The following is a 23,900-nucleotide window of genomic DNA, read 5'->3' on the forward strand; positions in this document are numbered from 1 at the left end:
ATTTTCAAAGCAAGTATCCTCAGTTTCTTTTCCCCGTTTATAAAAGAAACGATCATCATAACAAATGAGGATGCAATAGTTGCTATGGACAGTATAAAAAATAAAGGAAACAGAAGGTTAAGTAAGACAGCCATTGTTATAAGAATAAAGTAAACAAATGCAAGTCACGAATCCGCTCCTTAGAAACAGCTCTACTTCTTTTTCCTGCTGTTTAAAATATTACCCGCCGCTTTGTTTGATTTAATTACCTGACTTATTACAACCAGCACAGCACCTGTAACCAGGAATGGAAGTAATGTACTGATCATGGAATCGGCATTTGTCCGGTTAAGAAGCAGGTACAGGATTGAAAACAACAAAAGAATCAAACCGAAATAAAGAAGTACCTGGGAAGTTAACCCTGGCTTTGGTTTTTGATGCTGATTTCTTTTTGCAAAGCTTCCTGTTTTTTGATGATGTGCCATAATCATAATTTAATGATACAAAGCTTCGTATATAACCCAGACAAAACCAATGACCCTCATCAGGAAATGCTTATACCGGCCGTACAGTTAACAGCAAATAGTAAGATGCAGCTATAAGTTTCTTAAAGAAAAAATAAACTCACCGCTCATTTTTTAAATACAGTTCCATAGCTGTTAGCTGCAAAACATTTCATGTATAGCTGTACAACCTAGCTGCCGGCAGGCAGGTTCGTGGCCATTTCTTTCTTGAAATTGATTCGTGTAAATCTGTGTAATTAGTGGCCGTTCTTACTTATTTGCAGTTAAAAAATATTACCTGTAAAAAACAGTCAGGTATCTAACACAATGAAACACAGCACTTCAGCTTAATCGTAAATATCCCTGACATAATTTCTGTGGAAAAGTTATTACGATGGTATTCAGTGCATTAACCTGTCAGGGTAGTTTTACTAACCCTGTTTATTAGGATGCTGAAAAAAGGCAGTATAGTTTTGTACTCAGATCACATGCACATGTGAATGCAATTACTGACGTACCCTAAAAGCAAACATTCATAACACAACAGTAACTGCACATCCTATCTCCAATACTTTACTGAAAAACTTTTTTTTTAGAAATCCATCTCCTGTGAGTATTTCTTTACGAAAAAACGTACAATGAAAACAACTCTATGGAAAGGCATTGGATTGCTGAGCATGCAACTGCTTGTATTCAGCAATACCCATGCGAAAAAACCCACACATCAAAGCGAAATACTGTTACCGCTTTTGATGAATGATTCACTGGTTATTAAAGCCGCTGCAAATAAAAAAATAACTGCAGCAAATGTCCGGCTTCAGTCTTCTGTTCAGCAATTTGTTGTTGACTATTTAGATGAACATGGAGAAATGCTGGCAGGAATCAAACAACACAACAGTGCCCGTTTCAAAACCATTCAATCAATACTGGTGAAACGTGGAATACCTGCCGAGTTATTATATCTCGCTGTGGTAGAATCTAAATTAAAAAACAATGCATCTTCCGGTGCCGGTGCTGCAGGCGTATGGCAACTGATGCCTGCTACTGCAAGAACACTGGGATTAAAAGTCAGCGGTAAAACGGATGAAAGAAGATATACTCATCAAAGTACAATAGCCGCTGCAAAATATTTAAATGAACTGTATAAACAATTCGACGACTGGTTACTGGTAGTGGCAGCCTATAACTGCGGCGCAGGTAATGTGCAGAAAGCAATCAAAAAATCAGGAAGCCGTGAGTTTTGGAAAATGCAGCGTTATTTACCGGGCGAAACAAGGGCCCATGTAAAACGCTTTATTGCCACTCACTTTTATTATGAAGAAAAGGGAAGCCTTGTTACATTGACTAAAACAGAACGCAGTAAATATCTTGCTTCACTAAATGAATCAGTAAACCCTGAAACAGAAAATAAGCAGGAAGACAGCCCTGAAGAAATGAAAATAATGATCTAAATCATTTTTGATTTATGAAAAGTTTGCCTACATTAGCAGTAGGTGTTTTTCATAGGTTAGCAACGGCCGACTCTTTCCAGGGATGGCCTTTTTTTTTGCACATACAGATACCTGCTGATATTGGCACCCCGCCATCAAACCAGTTTTCCTGTAAAATCAGCTGTAAAATAAAGTTGTGAAGAAATTATTCTTTCTTTTTAACGGGAGTTGCAGGCTTGGGTTCAATGAGCTGAAACCAGTTAACATTAAAGCGGTTGTTAACGACTACTCCCTGTACTTCTGCCTTGCGCACTGCATTGCAAAAACCATCATCGGCATGAGCATCACCATGCGAGTCAATATCTGTACCATCTACAAAATAAGCTGTACCATTAATACGCACGGCTAAATGACAGCCGTTTCCCTTCAGTTTAAACTGGCATTCACCACAGGCAGTTTCCACCACCTGTACTTTTTTGGTTGAATCTTTTTTTAATGGAACCACTGTAGTTTTTTGTGCTATTGCTGAACCAAGAAACAAAACAAAACCGCAAAGAAGGAAGACTGCTTTCATCTGTATTTTTTTAGAACGATGAAGTTAATTCATTTTCTGCCTTTGCAGGTCCCTAACCGGAAAAGATTCAGTAACGATGCAGTCAGTTAACAGGTACGGTTATTTCCCAACTGCTATTTTCTTATTCAAAACAGCACCCGACTTCTTTGAATAAATCTGAAGAAAATACAACCCGTCATTTAATTGATTGATCTGTATTGTATTTCCTGAATAATTGTAATAGCTCTTTATTTTCACCCCGTTCGACTGAAAAAGAATAATATCAAACAGACCATCACCAGTCCAGTTTACTGTTAAAGTTCCATTCACTGCAGGCTGCGGATAAACTGATATAGACGGAGAATGGTTTCTCATCGTTACCAAAACAATTTTGCTGTAAGATATTTCCCCGCTTTGCTCTGCAATTTTAAGACGGTAATAAAACTGATCGTTTCCGGCAGCATATACATAGTCGGTGAACTTATAAGAGGCATTGATTTTGTTATCTGCTGCTGCTGTTGTTTTGATTGAATTAAAGATTCTGCCATCAATACTGCGTTCAATTTCATAATGGTCAATGTTTGCCTCCTGTTCTGTACTCCAGCTAATGCTTACCTGTCCATTATTCGTTCTTTGGCATTGAAAAGAAGTTACATTTACCGGTAAAATATGTGCAGGACATACAATTGATGCTTCTGCACCGGCACTAATCTGCTCCAGTTGAATATCATCTACATAATAATCATTGCCAAAATCAGAGCTGTAGGAGTTTTTAATAAACAGTTCAATATTACCTGTAGAAGCATGTGAAGTACAGTTTAGCGGAACGGCAAAATCAAACACATATTGAGTCCAGGCATCTTCTGTGCCTATATACCCGGCACTGTAAGCAGCCAATACATCATGCGTGCTTACATCACGTACCTGCATATCAAATGTTGAAGAAGAGTTCACCAGGTAAAACCAGAGAGAGAACCGGTAAGAAACACCCTGTGTTACAGCAACTGTCCGTTGATAAATACCCTGTTGTGTCGATCCTGCATTCACTGCTAATACACATCCGTTCACATCAGCAGTTGTATGATCATCAGTTGCAGGATTTCCACCACCACCCCATGTATTTCCTGCTGGTTCAGCGCCTGTCCAGAACCACCACGATGGTACAGGCCAGCCATCTTTAATATGAGCAGGATCAATGACTGCGTAAAAGCCGTTTTCAATCATTTTTTCATTACTGCTTCCGGCAGGGTTTGCAAAGTTGTAAGAACCCGAAGGCATATAGGCAGATGTTAAGCGGGTAACAGAAGTACCAAAGGTTTCTGTAAACACTACCTGGCTGATGCCCGCCTGACAAACTGAAAAAAAGAAAATCAGTAAAAAATAAATACGGGATAACTGTGGTTGCCTACGGAAAAAAACTTGTGAAGCTAAAACAGAAACTAAGAAACGGCCGCCGTTTCTCACATACAAGCTTCTGTAACCTATTTGTTTCATAAGGGGTAATTACTATTAGGATTGGGATTCTCCGCTGGAAAATTTTCGGAACAAAGTTAATACACTTGGTAGTACTACGCCAAAAATAAATAGCCTTCCTTACCTGTAGTAAGCCATTTCCAACGCTTGCTTTCAAAAAGTGCTGAGGCAGCCTGTAACAATTCTGCCTTTGCCGGCCGCAGACCAATAAGGGTTTGCAAATGCTATTGCCTCTTCATAAAGTAGAAATTCATTGGGCGGGATATACTGAACCCAAGCCGTAGATAAAGTGCAATGGCCCTTTCGTTATCGTCCCTTACATGCAAAAAAGGTTGCTGACCTTTTTGCAGGATGAGTTGTAACTGATGCTGTAATAAAACAGATGCATAACCTTTGCCCAAATGACCGGGGTGTGTGCATACAGCACTGATCTCTGTACAGTTTCCAACATGCAGGCGTTGCCCCGTCATGGCAATTAATTTCCCCTGTTCAAAAATGCCGAAGTACGAACCAAACTCAATTGTTCTTGATCCAAAAGGACCAGGCTTGGTTAGTTTCACTAATTCTATCATCTCCTCCACATGTGTTTGCGTTAATGGTATTACGTTAGAGAATTCAACTTTGATTTCCTTACTGCCTTCATATACAAACTGCAATCCTTTTATTTCATGTTGCAATTGCCAGCCTGGAGGTTCTGTGATAAAAGAAGGAATGGCATATAATATTTTACGGCCAGGAGGAAGCAGATCATACAGATCGGAAAAGCCTTTCGTATAATCATGATCAAAGCCGGCAAAGGGAGAAACCTGTTCATCAAAATATTTCACCTGCTCATTACCAAGGCTGAGATGCTGATCACCGCTGAGCAATGCATGATAAACAGGATTATGCAGTAATTTTTTCACTGCGCAAAAGTATCAGTTATACCGGGAGTTGCCAACCTTTAGAAGGTTGGCACTCCCCTTGTCGCCACGGAAACACCCGCCCATGACTATTGATCGCCAAGAATGTCAACTGCGCATATCTGCTTTTGCTGAAGGCAGCCCTTTACCGTTTTGGCAACAACCTCTGCAGTCATACTTAATGTATCTTCAAAACAAGCTTCTTTCAATTGCCCACGGCATAATTGTACTAATCTGTCTGCACCTGTTGTGTTGTCTGATGATTATTTTAGCGGTACAAACATCCCTTGCATGGCCTGTCCGGCACGGGCTGTTTACGGCAATATATACGAAAGTGCAGGGCCATCTGCAACAGATGAATGCATTTTCTAACGGTCCACCTCCGATCTTACCCTGCCTGCTTCGCTCACTCTTTCCTTAATATCTTTCACATGTTCTGAAGGTGTACTGCTTTCATATTTCTTCAGATACTCATTACACAAACTGATTAATTCGTTACAGTAATTCGCCACCTTTTTACATGCTTTACTCATCCTCATCACATTAATACCATAGTTGGCATCTTTCTGACAGTCTCTTAAATAAGGTGCCATTGCACCATCAATCGTTTTAATCCGTTCATACAAACGAATCCTTGCTGCACGTGCTTCTTCTGTTTGAAATGAACCAGCCGTCGATTGAGACGAACTTGTATTACCCACACCTGTATTGCTGTTTGGTGTTGTGTTTTGTACAGCCTTCCTGTATTGCTCTTCAATCTGTTTATAACTGGTCATGTTAGAAAGATAAACCAGCTTTGTACTGCCAACAGTAAATAAACCCGACCAGCTGTGATTTCGTTCATCGTAGTTAAGCTCATTGCCCAGCTTTTTCCCCGTACTTAACTGCTGCAAACTATGCGATATCTTCATTCCCCTGTTATAAAGAAACGACCACTCCAGGTCATTCTCATAATCATACCTGTAAAAATAATCAACCGGCTGTCCATCATTGAAAGTACCCCTCCATAACATCTTTTTTGAATCAGGATCTGCATAGCATTTTACAACACCGTTAAAACTAGTACCACCTGCAAACTGATACTTTGTTACATCATGGCCTTTTACCTCATACCAGCGCACACCCTCTTTTACTTTAGGATCAATAAAAACTCCAGTAAATCTCTCTCCTGCTGAAGTCATCTGTCCTCTTTTTACAAGTACCCCTTTCTTATTAATATCTGTTCCATTCACATACCAGCTCCCGTCAATCAATTCTCCGTTTTGAAATACGCCATCAAGAATATTATTACTCAGTTTGCCAATGGCCACCCCTTTCCCATTTACACAATCACCCCACAGGCAGGTTCGGTTAAATGTATAGGCTGGCACTTTCAGCACGTTCGCCTGTTTCGGTTTTCCCATACGTAAGAATGTAAGGGAAGATTGATCGGGAGCAGCAGCCAACAGTTTTGATACTTCTGCAGTTGTTTTATTCAGCAGCGAAACTCCATTTACCTGCTGCAGCAGATCGCCGGTTTTTAATCCTCCTTTTTCTGCAGGGCTTTCGGTGATCACTTTATCTACCCGTACAGAATCCTTTCCGTTACAAATAAATGTAAAACCAAAACTCTTTGGGCTTTGTGCGTACATATGAAAGGATACAAAACAAAACAGTAAAAAGAAAAAAATAAAATCTGGACATGTGTAATGATTGATCACCAAAAAAAAGGAATTTACCTGTAAGCTAAAAATAAAAATTACCGCTATACGGCCGATGACCAATGGAGGGGTTACTTTGAATGATGCTTTTGCCGGCGAAACCTATAGTTCTTGCTGTTCTTGACAGCACAGCCAACTACTTTTTTTCTTCTTTCCACGTTAGCGGAAACGTCAGCATGAACTGAAACTATATTTAACTTGTTCTCCCCTGCCTCTGCCATTCACTCAGGAGAAACATTGCTGATAAGGCAGGAGCCAGTATTACTCTGAGCATTAGTAAATTTTAAAATGATGAGGATCATATTTTTTACAAACAACTGTTAATTGATTAAAAGCAGAACTTTGAAACAAACCAAACAGCATGAAAAATAGTAATACCATTAAAGTAAACTTCAAAGGGGGCATTATTGAACCTGCTGAACTGTACAGCATCCTGCTCATTGCAAGAAAAGCAAAACTGCTGTATGTACGTTTTGGTTTACGCCAGCAATTACTGCTTGATGTGGATATTGAAGAAGTGGATATGGTATCGGCTGAACTGGAACAGCTGGGTATTGCTTTTGAAATTAACCGTGAACAGCAGCCGAATATTGTGAGTTCGTTTCCGGCAGTTGATGTTTTTATTACCGACAGCTGGCTCACTGAACAGCTGTACAAAGAAGTATTTGCATCGTTTAACTATACGCCGCATTTAAAAATCAATATCAGCGAAGCCAACCAGAGCTTTACACCGCTGCTTACAGGAAATATCAACTGGGTATGTTCACCTAATGAACAAAACTTCTGGCACCTGTATATCCGTTTCCCCAAAACAAATATCATTTACGAATGGAAAGATGTGGTGCATACAAAAGACCTGGCTGCCATGTCTTCACGCATTGAAGAAATCATTTTACATGAAGCAGGGAAATTTTATGATAACAATGAAGCAAATGGTGATGAATTATATGCATTAGTAAAAACAGAGGGGCTTACTGTGAAACCAACTCCCGGATCATTGTCGTTACCGCCGTTTAAACTTCCTTACTATGAAGGATTGAACCGTTATAACAGTCATTACTGGCTTGGTATTTACAGGCGTGATGAATTGTTCAGTATTGAATTTTTGAAAGAAGCCTGTCAGCTTGCTTTAAGAACAGAAAGTGGTGCCATGTGTACCACACCGTGGAAAACAATTATCATTAAAGGCATTAAAGAAGAAAACAGGAACGACTGGAACAACCTGTTAGATAAATTCCAGATCAACCTGCGTCATGCACAGAATGAACTGAACTTCCAGGTTGATGATAACAGTGAAGAAGCTTTACAGCTGAAACAGTATTTGGTGAAATACCTGAATGATGATGATACCAGATCTTTTGGTGTGTGCATTGGTATTAAAACAAGAAGAAAGAGTGAAGTGTTCAGCAGTATCCTGGTACGCCGCAAACCAATGATCCGTATTGGTAAACTGGGACTGTTTTATACTTATGATATTTTATGTGCAAAGGATTATAACCCCAATGAGCGTACTGATTTTGTATACAGTTCGGGCAACCCCAAGTTTGTACTGGCCGAGCAGCTGAGAAGGGCGATCCTTTCTTTCTATGAATACCAGGAAAGAAAAGAAGCGGGTGTTCCGGAAGAATCTGCTGGGATGGAATTGGTAATTGAATAGTTTTATTCCGCAACAAAGGCTTCCATCAAACGCATTACTTCTGCTCCTTCATCGGCGCTGCAGGGGTTATCAGCTGTATCTAAAAAATAATTCACGGTTGCTTCAATCATGGGTTGCTGCACATGTTGCAATGCATCGAATGTATGCACTGTTGTTACACCGTTAGCGAGTACGGTAACTGTAAATCCTTCAAAGATGGAGAAGCTGATTTTACCATGTGTTCCAATAATTTCACAATGATCTTTGGCTGTATCTGCTGCTGCATTAAAACACCAGGTACCGCTGAAGGCAACTCCGTTTTCAAATAAAATAGTTCCTGCCACCAGGTCATCAGCCATATAATGACCGCCTTGATTTGTTGCAATACCATTTACTTTCTGTACAGGTCCGAAGAAATAATACATCAGGTCGAGCTGGTGCGGTGCAAGATCATGAAAGAGTCCGCCGCCGGCAATGGCAGGGTTTACACGCAATGCAATTTTGGGATCGTTGAGTTCAGTTATTGTTAGTGGAGGTTTGGTTATTTCAAGCTTTGCAAGTAATGGTTCTCCAATCACCTTATCATTGAGCAGCTGTTTGATCGTTTGAAAGATGGGCTGCTGCCGTCTGTAATGTGCCACCACCAGTTTGCTGTTGGTTTGCTCTGCAAACTCTGCCATTCTTTCGGCAGCTGCATAACCGGTTGCCATTGGTTTTTCTACATACACTGGTTTGCCTGCTTTGATTGCTTCAAGTGCATAGTGTTCATGTGAGGATGGTGGTGTTGCAATATAAATGGCATTTACTTCGGGATCGTTGATGAGCTGACTTGCATCGCTGTACCATCTTGGCACTCCATGACGTTTTGCATAGTCTTCTGCTTTGGCTGCATCACGGCGCATGACTGCAACGAGTGCAGAGTTCTTTACTTTATTAAAGGCGGGTCCGCTTTTGATTTCGGTTACATCACCGCAACCAATGATGCCCCAGTTTATTTTTTGCATGAGTGATTTTTTACCTGGATCAAATGTAAAACTTATGGGGATTGGTGGTTATATTTTTTGTGCTGTTGCCGGAGAAAGAAGTAAGAGGTAAGAAGTAAGAAAGCCGGGCTTACTATTCTTTGTTGGGCATTTATTCAGCAACCCTTTACTTCGACAGGCTCAGTATAAACTCAACTCAGGGTGACAGTAACGCATAAAAAAACTGCAGGCTGATGAACAGCCTGCAGTTGATAAATTGTAAGAAAGCAACTATTATTGAACGATGATCCGTTCGCTGTGTGTGCCTTTATCAGTGATAAACTGAAAATAATAAACACCGGGAGTTAAGGATGCAGGGAGCTGCACCGTTACACTTCCATTGACACGGATATTATTTTTCTGCACCAGGGTTGTTCCAAATGCATTGATCAGTTTCCAGCTTTCAAGTGTTGCATTATGTGTACTGATTTGTACTGAACCTGCTTTTTGTACAGGGTTCGGGTAAACCACAACGCTTACTCCTTTACCACCCTGTTTCACAAGAGCGATATTGCTGTAAGTAATTTTCCCTTCCTTATCGGTCATTTTTAACCGGTAGTAAGTGGTGCCATTTTTTACCGACTGATCAGTGTAATTGAAACTTGTACTATGCATATTACCACGCTGTATATTGATGGAGTAAAAACTTCTTCCATCTGTACTGCGCTGCAGATTATACTCTGCATCTTCTTCTGCTTCTGCTATACTCCACTTCAATTCTGCATTTTCGTTTTTCAGTTGTGAACTGAAGGATATTAATTTGATGGGCAATAACACTCCTGAATACAATTGTACTTCCGCAATCTGCATGGAGTTTGAATTCAGGGCGTCGCACACAGTTGAAAAAGATACCCTGTACCAGGAATAAGCGGTGGCATTACTGAAGGTATAACTGTGCGTGTAACCCCTTGCCGCAACACATGGCAGTGAACCTGAAGTAATAGTTGTCCATGAACTCCCATCATTTGAACCTTCCAATGTATAATCTCTCGGGTCACGGTTGGCAGCATCGTTTCCAGTTGTTAAATCAATGCGGTTGGTAACAACCGCTGCCACATTTGTATTGACAGTAAAACCAGTATTTACCTGGTTAAAGTCAAGAAATTTTGTTGCATAACTTCCGTCAATTACATTATCAACAATGTCGCCCCCGCTGTTACATCCATTTAAACAGGTGATTGTCATACCGGGTGAAAAAATGGGAGTCTGTGCATTTGCCAGTGAAGTGATCCAGGTGGTACAAATCAAAAACAGAGTGAGGGATTTTGTTTGAGAAATACATTTAAATAGTAGCCTTTTACTCATAATATTTTTTTTTAGGGTTATTGATATGCCGTAAAAATACTGAAAAAAATATCGAAAAAAATATTCCGTTTATTTATATATGGCGTAGCTGTATTGCGACGCCCTTACTGATAGAGTGTTTAGCTTTTCAGATCAATAAATTATAATTTTTCAACAAAAAAAACTGCAGGCTGATTAACAGCCTGCAGTTTCTATTTTCATGAATCAGTTTTACTAAAGAACCAATTGAATTTATTGTATAATGATACTTGCAGTTAAATCATTGAACTTAACCATGTACACGCCTTTTGCAAGATGAGAAATATTCATCTGCTGAATGCCTGCACCTAATTGTTTGTTCAATACCAATTGACCCTGCTGCGTAAACAACTGAACCTGTCCTGCCTGTTCCATTCTGATAGAAAGGATTCCGTTAGAAATCGGGTTAGAATAGATCAGTGGTTTTGATACACCTGCAAAACGAACACTTACTGTTTTACTGTAAGCAAAACGTCCGTTTTCATCACGCTGTTTCAAACGGTAGAAATTCAGGGTTTTGTCAGGTAAACTATGTGTAAACTGATAGTAGTTTGCAGCTGCAGTATTTTTTGCCAGTTCAGTTCCAACTGAACGCCAGTTAATGGCATCAGTACTGTGTTCAATCACAAAGTCTTTAGCTTCTTCTTCCAGTGATGTAGCCCAGTTCAGCACTACTCTTTCACCCCTGTTTCTTAGCCGCAAAGCTGAGCCAGTTTACAGGTAATGAAGCAAAGCCTGGATTTTGTGCTACATAGTTTGATGTTGCACCTGTTAATGCAAAAGTGGTTGGCGTTCCCCTGTAATTACCACTCAAATCAAACACTAACGGAAGCAGGGTATTTGTACCTCCGGCTACACCCTGGTTAAAGGTATAATACCCAATGAGGCCTGATTGAGAAGAAGCATTCAGTTCTGTTAACATCGCTCCCTGAATTTGCGGTTGAGTACGTGCAACATTCCATACTCTTACTTCATCCATACTGCCGGGGAAAAAGCCGGCACCCGGAGTCCATACTCCCCCGCCAATAGTGAAAAAGAAACCAGATGCTCCATAAGGAGAAGCTGTATTGGCAACTGTAGCCCTTAATACTCCATCAGTATATATGCGCATGTTAGCACCATCTGCAGTTAAAGCAACGTGGTGCCATGTGTTCAATGGAAAAGTTGAGCCATCGAATGTCCAGTCAATATTATTGCTTCCGGAAGCATTACCCAGCCATGCTCCGATTGAAGTAGCAGTTGAGAAACCAAATTCAAACGCATCATTTTGTCCGAAAAAACTGGTGCCTGCAGCAGCAGCTGTTGGAAACACCCAGCCTTCAATTGTAAAGCTTGTTAACCCACTCATATCAAGTGTTGTTGTGACAACATCACTCACACCATCAAAATTGATTGCATTAAAACCAAATACAACCTGGCTGGCTGCCCATGCTGAACCATTTACAATTGTACCGTCAAGAGCCGGAATATTTGTACCGCTGTTAACCAGTGTGGTTCCGCCATTTTCATTGCATTTATAATATGCTACTAAACCCGGTGCATTATTAGCAGGTGCTTTAAAAGCAAATTCTTTTATCTGAAAGGCTGTACGTGCTGTATTCCAGATACGTACTTCTTCTAAATCACCGGTAAAATATTTATTCCCATCACGAAAATCATAACCAATGGCAACATATAACGGATTCATTGTTGCAACAGTACCTGCGCCTGATTGATCCAGAACACCATCTATATAAATACGTCCTGATGCATCAGCTTCACGGGTTGCTGCCACATGATGCCAGTTACCATCGTTGATTGATGTAACTGATGTTACGTTAAAACCGTTTCCACCCTGGTAAATTAACCAGTTCACCTGTCCGCTTGTTGTAAGCGACAGCATGTACTCTCCTTCGAAACCAGCGCCACCACCTTCTCTTTGCTGAATAATATATGCATCTGCCGTGCCGGTTGTTTTCACCCAGGCTTCTACTGCAAATGCTCCTGTACCTGTAACGGCTGCAGCTGTTCCGATGTTAACAGCCTGAGAGGATGTTCCCAGTAAGCCCAATGAATAATTTTGTGATTTTGCCTGCAGTACGAATAACAAAAGCAGGGAGAGTAAACTTTTTTTCATGGTCTCATAATTTAAGTAAGTAATAATAAGTTCAGATTGGATTCAAATATAAATGAATTTATGTATTAGTTGTAAGCATATTTTCGATTACATTTTACGAAATCAGGATATCAAGATTTTACGCACATTAGCTGGGAATATCCCTTATTTCATTTTAGTTTTTCGTTTATATCCAGATGATGTTGTTTGGCTGTTTGTTTAGCCATTTCATAGCCTGCATCTGCATGACGTATTACGCCCATTCCGGGGTCATTCCTAAGCACCCTGTTTAATCTTTGTTCTGCATCATCGGTTCCATCTGCCACAATCACCATTCCTGCATGAATACTGTAACCCATTCCCACTCCACCTCCATGATGTAATGATACCCAACTGGCTCCGCCCGCTGTATTCACCAATGCATTTAATATGGGCCAGTCGGCAACTGCATCACTTCCATCGAGCATAGATTCTGTTTCCCTGTTGGGACTTGCAACGGAACCCGTATCTAAATGATCACGCCCGATAACAATGGGTGCTTTTACTTTTCCAGTACGAACAAGCTCGTTAAAAGCCTGCCCTGCTTTTTCCCGTTCGCCCTGCCCCAACCAGCAGATGCGTGCAGGTAATCCCTGGAAAGCAATTTTTTCCTGTGCCATTTTCATCCAGCGGATCATGCCTTTGTTTTCGGGAAACATATTCATGATGAGCTCGTCAGTTACTGCAATATCATTTGGGTCTCCGCTTAAAGCTGCCCAGCGAAAGGGACCTTTTCCTTCGCAAAATAATGGACGGATATAGGCCGGAACAAAACCGGGGAAGGCGAAGCAACGGCCAAGCTTAAAGCCCTGAGCCGATAGCCTTGAGTCGTTAGTAGAAGACTCGCTACTACCGGCTGCCAGCTGCCGGCTTTCGAACTCCTGCGCTCTTGCCCTGATGTTATTTCCATAGTCGAAAGTGATGGCACCTTTGTCCATCAGTTGAAGCATCAGCTGCACATGGAGATACATACTTTCATAGCTATGCCGGATATATTCTTCAGGGTTTTCCTGTCGTAATTTATTTGCCTGCTCATTAGTTAATGTATGTGGTATATATCCAATAAGCGGATCATGTGCACTTGTTTGATCGGTTAATGTATCGGGAATAATGTCTCTTGAAATCAAATGATCGAGCAGGTGAATAGCATTGCATACCACGCCGATACTTCTTGCCATTCCTTCTCTCCGGTAATGCACTGCAGCGTTAATGGCTTCATCAATACTTGTATGTTTTTCATCTAGGTATTTTGTTTCGATGCGTTTATCAATCCGCCATTCTTCCACTTCTGCAATTAATGCAACACCTTCGTTCATGGTGATAGCTAAAGGTTGTGCCCCACCCATTCCTCCAAGACCTGCGGTAACATTCAAGGTTCCTTTTAATGTTCCATTGAAATGTTTGTCTGCAATTGCACCATAGGTTTCATAAGTTCCCTGCACAATTCCCTGTGAACCGATGTAGATCCATGATCCGGCCGTCATCTGTCCGTACATCATCAATCCTTTTTTCTCCAGCTCATCAAAATGTTTCCAATTGGCCCAGTTGGGTACGAGTTGCGAATTACTGATGAGAACTCTTGGCGCATCTTTATGTGTTTTTAAAATGCCGACTGGTTTACCACTCTGAATTAATAATGATTCATCATTCTCTAAAATCTTTAATGCAGCAATGATATTATCCAATGCTTCAAAATTTCTTGCTGCTTTTCCACGGCCACCATACACAATCAAATCATCGGGACGTTCTGCTACGTCGGGATTTAAATTATTGAGCAGCATACGCAATGCGGCTTCCTGGATCCATCCTTTGCAGCTGAGTTTGTTTCCTGTGGGAGTTTTATATTTAACGGGATCATATTTTGTCTGAACCATGATTTATAAGATTTAAGGATTGTAAGAATTTGCCACAAAGGCACTAAGACTGAAAGTTCCCAAAGAAGTCCACGAATTACACGAATGCAGAAATTAAATTATTTGATGAAGCCTGCTCTTTCACTAACAACTATCGACTATCCACTACCGGCTTTCTTCTTCGTGTTCCTTTGTATCTTAGTGGCTATACCTGCTGATTTATAAACGACACCGCTTTCATCATATCATCATGAAGTACTCTGTCTTTATCTACAAAGCTTACTTCTTTTCGGAAAGCAGCCATTATGTTTTCAATCTTCGCAGAACTTTTTAACGGTCTTCTGAATTCCATTGCCTGTGCGGCACTTAATAATTCAATTGCCAATACTTTTTCCAGGTTCTTCATTACACGAAATGCTTTTGTTGCTGCATTGGCGCCCATACTTACATGATCTTCCTGGTTGTTACTCGAAGATATACTGTCAACACTTGCAGGTGTGCAGAGTTGTTTGTTTTCACTCACAATTCCTGCAGCGGTGTATTGCGGAATCATGAAACCGCTGTTGAGCCCTGCTTCTTTTACAAGGAACATCGGCAATCCTCTTTGTCCACTGATAAGCTGATAGGTTCTGCGTTCACTGATATTCGCCAGTTCACTCATGGCTATTGCAAAATAATCCAGTGCTATTGCCAATGGCTGACCATGAAAATTTCCACCACTCACTATTAAATCATCTTCAGGAAATACATTGGGATTATCTGTTACAGAATTAATTTTACATGTTCAATGGCATCTTTGCTCGCACCATGTACCTGTGGTATGCAACGGAAACTGTAAGGATCCTGTACCTGTTGCTTTTTCTGCTTTCCTATTTCACTGCCAGTTAAGATATTTCTCAATTGCTGAGCAGTATGTATCTGTCCGCTATGCGGACGGATGGCATGAATTTTTTCATGCAATGGCTGATCAATACAATCAAACGCATCAAATGAAATGGCAGCAATGAGATCGGCCCATTGTATTAACCGTTCAGCCTGCACCAAACAATACAATCCATAAGCACTCATGAATTGTGTACCATTGATCAAAGCCAATCCTTCTTTACTTTTTAAATGAATAGCATCCCAGCCTTTTTCATTTAATACTTTTACTGCATTCTGTTTTGCTCCATTATAATTCACTTCTCCCATCCCAATCAATGGCAAACTCATATGGCTGAGCGGAGCCAGATCACCACTTGCACCCAGTGAACCCTGCTGGTAAATAACAGGCAATACATTGTTGTTGTGCATATCCATCAACCGTTTCACTGTATCAATCTGCACAGCACTGTATCCATAGCTGAGTGATTTTATTTTCAGCATCAGCATCAGCTTTACAATTTCCTGTGGTACTTCATCGCCCATACCACAGGCATGACTCATGAGTAAATTGTTCTGCAATTGTTCCAACTGATCATCGGCAATAATTACATTTTGTAAAAAACCAAACCCGGTATTGATACCATAGAAAGGTGTATCACTTTCTGCAATTTTTTTATCGAGATAGTTGCGGCAGGTTTCTATTTTTTCATGTGCACGGAAAGTAATGGACACATGCTGCCTGTATTGCAGATAATTCTGCACCTGGTCAAACCCGAGGGTATGATCATCTAAGGGGAGATAGTTATAGTCGTTCATAATGCAATCAATCAGGGCGAAAATAGGGAAAATGGCCCCCAAACACCGTCTTCCCAAAGGGGGACAGAGACAGTTTAAATATCGCTGCTTAGAAATAAGATGCTGAATAGGAAGAACAGAAGTTTGTGAAAGTAATGAAATACCGCTCTTTCTCCTTTGGGGAAAGAGATGGAGATAGGGGCCGATTCTGTATTTTTGGAGCTATGAAACAAGCCATCTTCTTCTTTTTTCTTTCTGTTGCATGCATTTCGCTTTCTGCACAAACTATCCAGGTGCTCGACAGCAGTCAGAAAGCTTCTTTCCGTGGATTGAGCGTAGTGAATGACAATACAGTTTGGGTGAGTGGGAGTAACGGAACTGTTGGACTAAGCACCAACGCAGGAAAGAACTGGAAATGGATGACGGTAAAAGGATTCGAAAAAAGAGACTTCCGTGATATTGAAGCCTTTGATGAAAACACAGCCATCGTTATTGCCATTGCCGAACCAGCACAGATTTTAAAAACAACTGATGCTGGCGAACATTGGAAAGTGGTATTTACAGATACTGCAAAAGGAATGTTTTTAGATGCGATGGAATTCTGGAATGCGGAAAGTGGTATTGTTATCGGCGATCCCATCAATGGAAAAATATTTGTGGCCCGCACGTTTGATGGTGGTGAGCATTGGCGTGGATTGCCGGATGCTTATTATCCAACCGCTGAAACCGGTGAAGCTATGTTTGCCAGCAGTGGTACCAATATCAGGAAGCTGGCGAAGGATGAAGCGTGTTTTATTACCGGCGGAACAAGATCAAGATTATTTATCCGTGATCAAAAAATTGACCTGCCTATTATTCAGGGAAAAGAAAGTACCGGCGCTAATTCCATTGCTGTTTGGGATAAAAAAACATTTGTAATTGTTGGCGGCGATTTTGCGAATGCCGCATCCACAGAAAAAAACTGTGTGTTATCAAAGGATGGCGGCAAAACCTTTGTTGCTCCCACTACTCCACCGTTGGGTTACAGAAGCTGTGTTGAATATCTTTCTAAAACAAAACTGGTTACATGTGGTATTACAGGTGTTGATTTTAGTGTTGATGGCGGCATGAACTGGAAAAACATTTCCTCCCAGGGCTTTCATGTGGTACGCAAAGCAAAAAAAGGAAAAGCCGTTTTTCTCGCCGGTGGGCGGGGGAAAATTGGCTTGCTCATTCCTCAATTACACTGAATTATCTAATTCACTCACAAGAATAAAAAATCTCTGACAGCGATCATAGCTGTTTCTGATGACAGGCATCCATTTATCCCGACAGCCCTGTCTAACTTTAGCGTTTCAAAGAAGCTATATGCACATCAAAATACACGACGACATTACTCTCCAGCAGATCAAAGATGTCTTTTCAGCTTATTATCCATTTCTGAAACTTGAATTCTTTTCGAAGCCACACCAGATTTTTGAATCATCCGAAGAAAAAGCAATGCTCTGCGGATCAAAAAAATTAAAAGAAATCAACCCAACACATACAGACGCTGTGATTAATATACAGCCAACAGAACTTGTATCAGACCTGGAGAATGAATTCCAGATACGCTTTGGATTACCTGCACAGGTGTTCCGCAAAGAAAAAGGTGAATGGTCTCAAACAACAGGTATGGATGTATTTTCTTTAAAAGATGTAAATGATTTCAGCAAAAATGATTCAGATGCTTTTCTTGTAGAAGATTATGACGAAGGATTTGACGAAGAAATAGAGGTATAAAAGTTTTGTCGTTAACGTATGCTTCCAACCGTTGAAAAGTGAAAAACCGGGATCTGCTTTTACACAGAGCCCGGTTGGTTTTTCCGGATATTTCATTGGTCCACTTTACTTTCTCAAAACGATTGTTGGCAGTTTCACTTCCTTATTGCCAACAATAATATTTTTAATAATCGTATCTCTGTATCCATTTGCGGTTGCGTTCACCATCAGATCAACTGTCCCGGCTTTTATTCCACGGATTTTAAATTTACCATCACGTTCAGGTATAGCGAGTAAAGTTTGATTGCCAAAGGTTACTGAAACAATTGCTCCTGCTTCACGTGGTGTAACTACACCTTCAATGCGTCCGTCATGGTCATCTGAAAATGTTCTGATCTTAGGCTGCAGTTCAAACTGGTTGTTATTAATTTTTATAATTGAACCGCATGCATCAAAATCAAGATTGAGCTTAATATCATTGGGATTGATAACTGAAATATCATCCACATCAATTATTACCTGTGGTTTCTTTAAGGTAAGCGGATAGGTAACACTGTCAACCATTACTGAATTTCCTGTACCAAGTGTAATGCGTATTTTTTTAATTTCTCCTTTTGTAATGTAGCCTTGTGCAAACAAAGTATCAACACCATTACGGAAGTTGAGGATGTTATAAATGCCCGGACGGATGATCAGTGAATCCCAGAATTCATGTTGAACTCCCGCACTGTCTACTTCTACTTTTACTTCCACTTTCAGAATATTAATGTTCACTGCATGGAAGTTGACCGGGTTATCAGTTAAATAAATACTCACTTTTTGCTTATTGACATTCTGTGAACTTTCCTTTTTACAGGAGAGAAGTAAAAAAGTAATCAGAACGGTAACTGCCAGCAAAACTTTCACAACTGTTTTCATGCATTTTAATTTTTTTCAGGAATTGAATAACAGTTCAAAAGTATAAGTACAGCATGCAGTACAAAAACGAATACTGCTGAAGTGGTAAGATGAATGACTGAACGGGGATGAAACTATTTCTTAAACATAAAATACACTGCTCCAAGCAGCAAAATAAAACTCAGAATATACTTCCAGTGAAAAGGTTCTTTGAGATAGGCAACTGCAAACACTCCAAACACAACCAGGGTAATTACTTCCTGAATCATCTTTAACTGAAATGCATTTACTCCGCTTTGATAGCCTACCCTGTTGGCAGGAACCATGAAACAATATTCAACAAAAGCAATCATCCAGCTGATGAGTACTACTTTCCACAAAGGAACATTCTGATAACGCAAATGTCCGTACCATGCAATGGTCATAAATACATTGGATGCTACCAGAAGAAGAATTGCACGAACCATGAAGGATTAGTTTTCTGAACGTTTACCAGCAAGCAGATACAATGCTGCCATACGGACAGCCACTCCATTTTCTACCTGCTGCAGAATGATGGATTGTTTACTGTCGGCTACATCACTGTCCAGTTCCACACCACGGTTAATGGGGCCGGGGTGCATAATGATGATTTCTTTATGAAGAGAATCTAACAATTTTCTACTGATGCCGTATGCAAGATTGTATTCACGCAATGAAGAGAACAATGGCTGATTCTGACGCTCCAGCTGAATACGCAGCACATTCGCCACATCGCACCATCTTAATGTTTCTTCAATATTGTACGATACGTTTACGTCAAATGCTTCCTGCAAATATTTTGGAATAAGTGTGGGCGGACCGGCAACTGTTACCTCAGCTCCCATCTTTTTCAATAAATAAATATTACTGAGTGCAACACGGCTGTGCATGATATCACCAAGGATGGCAATCTTCTTTCCTTCCAGTGTTCCTAATTTTTCACGGATAGAAAATGCATCGAGCAAAGCCTGTGTAGGATGTTCATTGATCCCATCGCCTGCATTCACAATAGCCGCAGGAATATGTTTGGCTAAAAAGTGCGGAGCGCCACTGGCACTGTGCCGCATTACCACCAGGTCAACTTTCATGCTGAGGATATTATTTACTGTATCCAGCAAGGTTTCTCCTTTGGCTGCTGAAGATCCGGAAGCTGTAAAATTGATGGTATCGGCGCTTAAACGTTTTTCGGCCAGTTCAAACGAAATCCTGGTACGGGTGGAGTTTTCGTAAAACAGGTTCACAATGGTTACATCACGAAGTGAAGGCACTTTCTTAATGGGACGCTGTAAAACTTCTTTGAATTGAGTAGCTGTATCAAGGATTAACTGAATATCCTGAGCCGTTAAATCTTTAATGCCGAGCAGATGACGAGTAGATAGTTGCATTAAAAAGCAAAGCTAAGGGAAAATGAGGAGATGAAAAACCGGATCATCAGTTCAGGCATTAACTTTTTTTATTCTGATATTTTTAAAGCAGGATGACTGGATAGTCCATACTCCTTGCCTTTTGCCTCTTTGCCTGTTCAATACAACACAACTTCCGGTTTTTCCCAATCGACAATTACTTTTTGCGAAAGGATGGAATCGATTGTTTTTCCTGTATAATCGGGTTGAATGGGGAGCTGACGGTTAAAGCGCCTGTCGATCAGCACACAGAGCTCAACCTTTGCCGCACGGCCAAAGTCGAGCAGGGCATCCATACCGGCACGGATGGTACGGCCGGTGTACAGCACATCATCAACCAGGATCACATTCTTATTTTCAATGTTGAATCGAATGGTGGTTTGATTGGCTACATGCAATTCTTTGTGTACATCATCTCTGTAGAAAGTGATATCCAGCTTTCCGTATTCGAGTTTCTTTTCGGGATAAATTGCCTGAATGGCGGCAACTATTCTGTCGGCCAGTAAATAGCCTCTTGGCTGCAAACCAATAAAAACGGTATCAGTAAATGGAAAATGATTTTCGATCAGTTGATGACTGAGCCGCTGTATGGTTAATTGTAACTGTTCGTTTGATAAGATGGTCTTCAAAGCCTGAAATTTGTATAAAAATAAACACTTCGTCTTAAAATAGTTCAAAAGGTTTTACCTCACCCGCCTTCTCCCTCTCCAAAAGAGAGGGAGCGGTTCAGCAGTTATAATCCAACCTTCTTTTCTGCCACTTCTGCAACTGCAAATAGTTGAGCAAAGAAAAAGACTGCAAAATAAATTACAGTCTTTAAATTTTTTTTCACTTATGATTATTCAACCATTCTAAATAAGCTGGCCCTGTGTCATGCAGTCCCCCCTTCAGGGGGCGGAGGGGGTTATTCCTCTCCCAGGAACGGATAACGGTAATCTGTTGGCGGGTTGAATGTTTCTTTGATTGTTCTTGCACTTAACCAGCGGTAAAGGTTGAGAATACTACCTGCTTTATCATTGGTGCCGCTTCCTCTTGCACCACCAAACGGCTGCTGACCAACCACTGCACCTGTTGGTTTATCATTGATATAAAAATTACCTGCACAGTTGCGGAGTTTGGCTGTTGCCAGTTCAATGGAGTTTCTGTCCTGTGAAATAACTGCACCTGTTAATGCATACGGTGAAGTGCTGTCAACCAACTCCAGCGTTTTTTCAAAACTGTTAGCAGGATAAATATAAACTGTCAGTACAGGCCCGAAAATCTCTTCACACATGGTTACATATTTCGGGCTCTTTGCTTCAATGATGGTTGGCTGAATAAAATATCCTTCTTTCTTATCGCATTTACCTCCAACCCATATTTCAGCTTTCTCATCTTTCTTTGCGTTATCGATATAACGTTTAATGCTTTCAAAACTTTTTTCATCGATCACAGCATTAATGAAGTTGGAAAAGTTTTCAACTGTTCCCATTTTAAAACTCTTCACACCTGCAATTAATTTCTTCTTTACCTCTTCTGCAATATTTGATGGAATATATGCTCTTGATGCTGCTGAACATTTCTGACCCTGGTATTCAAATGCGCCACGTAATAATGCTGTTGCCACCACATCAGGATCTGCTCTTTTGTGCAATTACAAAATCCTTACCCCCGGTTTCTCCAACTATCCGTGGATAAGAACGGTACATGCCCATATTCTTTCCTATCGTTTCCCACATATTATTAAATACTCCAGTTGAACCGGTAAAATGTACGCCTGCAAATTCTTTGTGATTGAAACAAACTTTTCCAACAGTTGGTCCGCTTACGTAAACTAAATTGATAACACCATCCGGCAATCCTGCTTCTTTTAAAATACGCATGATCATCTGCGCACTGTATACTTCTGTATTGGCTGGTTTCCATACAACAACATTGCCACACATAGCAGCACTTGTTGGCAGGTTACCTGCAATAGCTGTAAAGTTGAAGGGTGTTACTGCCAGTACAAATCCTTCCAGTGGACGATACTCCATTCGGTTATGCATACCCGGACTGCTGATGGGTTGCTGGCGGTAGATATCACTTAAGAAATGAACGTTGAAGCGAAGGAAGTCAATAATCTCACACGCTGAATCAATTTCTGCCTGGTACACATTCTTGCTCTGACCAAGCATTGTTGTTCCGTTCATGTATGGACGATACTTAGTTGCCATCAGATCAGCAGCACGTAAGAAAATATTCGCCCTGCTTTCCCAACTCATATTGGCCCAGCTTTCTTTGGCTGCTAATGCAGCATCAATAGCAAGCTGCACATGCTTTTCTTCGCCTGCATGAAAATAACCCAGCACATGTTTATGTTCATGCGGGGGATGCATGGCTACTTTATTATTCGTACGTACTTCTTTATTGCCGATGTACATGGGCACATCCACTTCCGTACTTTTTAATTCGGCTAAAACTTCTTTTAATCTTTTTTTCTCTGCTGAACCGGGTGCATAATGTAAGACTGGTTCATTTACCGGCATCGGGTAGTTGAAGTAACCTAAGTTCATAATGCAAGTTTTTAGTTGAAGAAATTATTTCGCTTCTGTTTCTTTTTCATTCATCAGGTAAGCTTTAATAAATCCATCCAGTTCACCATCCATTACAGGACCAATATTCCCCACTTCATAATCAGTACGGTGATCCTTGATCATTTTGTATGGATGAAACACATAACTGCGGATCTGGCTGCCCCATTCTATTTTTTTCTTCTTTGCATTGGTGGCATCCTTCAGCTCATTTCTTTTCTGCAGTTCCATTTCATACAAACGGCTTTTCAGCATCTGCATGGCGAGTTCCCTGTTGCCCAACTGACTTCTGTCCTGCTGACAAACTACAACAATACCTGTGGGAATATGTGTTAACTGTACTTTCGTTTCTACTTTGTTTACGTTCTGTCCACCGGCACCACCACTTCTTGATGTTTCCATTTTCACATCTGCCGGATTGATTTCAATGTTGATTGTATCATCCACTAACGGATAGGCATACACACTTACAAAAGAAGTATGACGTCTTGCATTACTGTCGAATGGTGAAATACGAACCAAACGGTGAACACCGCTTTCTGCTTTTAAGAATCCATAAGCAAAAGGCCCATCGAATTGATAGGTACAGGTTTTAATACCGGCACCATCCCCATCCTGCCAATCGATTTCGGTTACTTTCCAACCCTGTTTTTCACCATACATGCGGTACATACGTGCCAGCATTTCGGCCCAGTCCTGGCTTTCGGTTCCACCGGCACCAGAGTTAATCTGCAGTACAGCAGGTAATTCATCTTCAGGCTGATTGAGTGTGCTCTTAAATTCAGTGTCGTCGATTGCGGCGAGAGCTTTTTCAAATGCTTCTTTGGTTTCTTCCTCCGTAGCATCTCCAGCTTTCCAGAATTCAAAAAGCACAGCAAAGTCTTCAACGGCAGAATCGGTATCCTCATAGAGCTTTACCCAATACTCGTTGTTCTTTGTTTCTTTCAGAATCTCTGTTGCACGCTTATTATCGTCCCAGAATCCGGGACTCAGAGTGAGTTGCTTGTCTTCATCAATTTTATATCGTCGGTTCTCGACGTCAAAGAAACCTCCTCAAGACAAGCACACGGTCTCTTATATCATTTAATTTTTCAGTTGTCATAACGGGTGCAAATGTAAG

At 40.8% G+C, this 23,900-nt stretch carries 19 protein-coding genes and 2 pseudogenes; 4 read left to right on the forward strand and 17 right to left on the reverse strand.

What is annotated here, in order from left to right:
- Window positions 1-191 precede the first annotated feature (191 nt).
- On the reverse strand, window positions 192-464 hold the full coding sequence (locus IPK31_00280; GenBank protein ID MBK8086539.1) for a hypothetical protein: 273 nt from the start codon (window positions 462-464) through the stop codon (window positions 192-194).
- A 656-nt stretch (window positions 465-1,120) separates the two neighbouring features.
- Here IPK31_00280 and IPK31_00285 point away from each other — a divergent pair.
- The gene (locus IPK31_00285; protein ID MBK8086540.1) at window positions 1,121-1,933 is read left to right on the forward strand and encodes a lytic transglycosylase domain-containing protein; all 813 of its coding nucleotides are present in this window, start codon (window positions 1,121-1,123) and stop codon (window positions 1,931-1,933) included.
- A 184-nt stretch (window positions 1,934-2,117) separates the two neighbouring features.
- On the opposite strand, the gene IPK31_00290 is transcribed toward IPK31_00285, so the two are convergent.
- The 4 genes from IPK31_00290 to IPK31_00305 all read right to left on the reverse strand — a co-directional run bounded on the left by IPK31_00290 (window position 2,118) and on the right by IPK31_00305 (window position 6,471).
- Complete coding sequence (locus tag IPK31_00290; GenBank protein MBK8086541.1) at window positions 2,118-2,435, reverse strand: hypothetical protein; 318 nt, start codon at window positions 2,433-2,435, stop codon at window positions 2,118-2,120.
- Between the two features lie 150 nt (window positions 2,436-2,585).
- Window positions 2,586-3,959: a carbohydrate binding domain-containing protein gene (locus IPK31_00295; protein MBK8086542.1), complete on the reverse strand. Its 1,374-nt coding sequence runs from the start codon at window positions 3,957-3,959 to the stop codon at window positions 2,586-2,588.
- Between the two features lie 203 nt (window positions 3,960-4,162).
- Window positions 4,163-4,843: a GNAT family N-acetyltransferase gene (locus IPK31_00300; GenBank protein MBK8086543.1), complete on the reverse strand. Its 681-nt coding sequence runs from the start codon at window positions 4,841-4,843 to the stop codon at window positions 4,163-4,165.
- A gap of 365 nt (window positions 4,844-5,208) precedes the next feature.
- Window positions 5,209-6,471, reverse strand: coding sequence for a PDZ domain-containing protein (locus IPK31_00305; protein MBK8086544.1), 1,263 nt, complete (start codon window positions 6,469-6,471; stop codon window positions 5,209-5,211).
- 430 nt (window positions 6,472-6,901) lie between these two features.
- On the opposite strand from IPK31_00305, the gene IPK31_00310 reads away from it, so the two are divergent.
- Window positions 6,902-8,197: a rubredoxin gene (locus IPK31_00310; GenBank protein MBK8086545.1), complete on the forward strand. Its 1,296-nt coding sequence runs from the start codon at window positions 6,902-6,904 to the stop codon at window positions 8,195-8,197.
- 2 nt (window positions 8,198-8,199) lie between these two features.
- Here the strand turns inward: IPK31_00310 and IPK31_00315 are convergent, their stop codons facing one another.
- From IPK31_00315 to hutH, 6 genes and pseudogenes are all read right to left on the reverse strand, one after another.
- Window positions 8,200-9,180: a Gfo/Idh/MocA family oxidoreductase gene (locus tag IPK31_00315; GenBank protein MBK8086546.1), complete on the reverse strand. Its 981-nt coding sequence runs from the start codon at window positions 9,178-9,180 to the stop codon at window positions 8,200-8,202.
- Window positions 9,181-9,432: 252 nt separating this feature from the next.
- The gene (locus IPK31_00320; protein MBK8086547.1) at window positions 9,433-10,503 is read right to left on the reverse strand and encodes a T9SS type A sorting domain-containing protein; all 1,071 of its coding nucleotides are present in this window, start codon (window positions 10,501-10,503) and stop codon (window positions 9,433-9,435) included.
- A gap of 231 nt (window positions 10,504-10,734) precedes the next feature.
- Window positions 10,735-11,223 carry a T9SS type A sorting domain-containing protein gene (locus IPK31_00325; protein MBK8086548.1) on the reverse strand — a complete coding sequence of 163 codons (489 nt, stop codon included), beginning with the start codon at window positions 11,221-11,223 and terminating at the stop codon, window positions 10,735-10,737.
- Complete coding sequence (locus IPK31_00330; GenBank protein MBK8086549.1) at window positions 11,201-12,637, reverse strand: LamG domain-containing protein; 1,437 nt, start codon at window positions 12,635-12,637, stop codon at window positions 11,201-11,203. Before IPK31_00330 ends, IPK31_00325 begins: the two co-directional genes overlap by 23 nt.
- A 149-nt stretch (window positions 12,638-12,786) precedes the next feature.
- Window positions 12,787-14,529 (reverse strand): urocanate hydratase, encoded by a 1,743-nt coding sequence (gene hutU / locus IPK31_00335; GenBank protein MBK8086550.1) that lies wholly within the window; start codon window positions 14,527-14,529, stop codon window positions 12,787-12,789.
- A 184-nt stretch (window positions 14,530-14,713) separates the two neighbouring features.
- Window positions 14,714-16,188 (reverse strand): annotated as a pseudogene (gene hutH / locus IPK31_00340) (histidine ammonia-lyase).
- Window positions 16,189-16,391: 203 nt separating this feature from the next.
- Here hutH and IPK31_00345 point away from each other — a divergent pair.
- Both IPK31_00345 and IPK31_00350 read left to right on the forward strand, forming a co-directional pair.
- Window positions 16,392-17,396: an oxidoreductase gene (locus IPK31_00345; protein MBK8086551.1), complete on the forward strand. Its 1,005-nt coding sequence runs from the start codon at window positions 16,392-16,394 to the stop codon at window positions 17,394-17,396.
- Window positions 17,397-17,514: 118 nt separating this feature from the next.
- Window positions 17,515-17,928, forward strand: a complete 414-nt coding sequence (locus IPK31_00350; protein MBK8086552.1) for a hypothetical protein — start codon at window positions 17,515-17,517, stop codon at window positions 17,926-17,928.
- Window positions 17,929-18,033: 105 nt separating this feature from the next.
- Here the strand turns inward: IPK31_00350 and IPK31_00355 are convergent, their stop codons facing one another.
- From IPK31_00355 to prfB, 6 genes and pseudogenes are all read right to left on the reverse strand, one after another.
- Complete coding sequence (locus tag IPK31_00355) at window positions 18,034-18,825, reverse strand: DUF4382 domain-containing protein (protein MBK8086553.1); 792 nt, start codon at window positions 18,823-18,825, stop codon at window positions 18,034-18,036.
- A gap of 113 nt (window positions 18,826-18,938) precedes the next feature.
- Complete coding sequence (locus IPK31_00360; GenBank protein MBK8086554.1) at window positions 18,939-19,271, reverse strand: DMT family protein; 333 nt, start codon at window positions 19,269-19,271, stop codon at window positions 18,939-18,941.
- A gap of 6 nt (window positions 19,272-19,277) precedes the next feature.
- Window positions 19,278-20,210, reverse strand: a complete 933-nt coding sequence (locus IPK31_00365; GenBank protein ID MBK8086555.1) for an aspartate carbamoyltransferase catalytic subunit — start codon at window positions 20,208-20,210, stop codon at window positions 19,278-19,280.
- A 137-nt stretch (window positions 20,211-20,347) separates the two neighbouring features.
- Window positions 20,348-20,857 carry a bifunctional pyr operon transcriptional regulator/uracil phosphoribosyltransferase PyrR gene (gene pyrR / locus IPK31_00370; GenBank protein ID MBK8086556.1) on the reverse strand — a complete coding sequence of 170 codons (510 nt, stop codon included), beginning with the start codon at window positions 20,855-20,857 and terminating at the stop codon, window positions 20,348-20,350.
- 275 nt (window positions 20,858-21,132) lie between these two features.
- Window positions 21,133-22,762: pseudogene (pruA, locus tag IPK31_00375) on the reverse strand (L-glutamate gamma-semialdehyde dehydrogenase).
- Between the two features lie 24 nt (window positions 22,763-22,786).
- Window positions 22,787-23,882 (reverse strand): peptide chain release factor 2 gene (gene prfB / locus IPK31_00380; protein ID MBK8086557.1). Its coding sequence is split into 2 segments (ribosomal slippage): window positions 22,787-23,821 and window positions 23,823-23,882, totalling 1,095 coding nucleotides; the frame shifts between segments, so codons are not numbered across the junction.
- Window positions 23,883-23,900: the final 18 nt, after the last annotated feature.

It is taken from the genome of Chitinophagaceae bacterium (assembly GCA_016713085.1).
Lineage (GTDB): Bacteria > Bacteroidota > Bacteroidia > Chitinophagales > Chitinophagaceae > Lacibacter.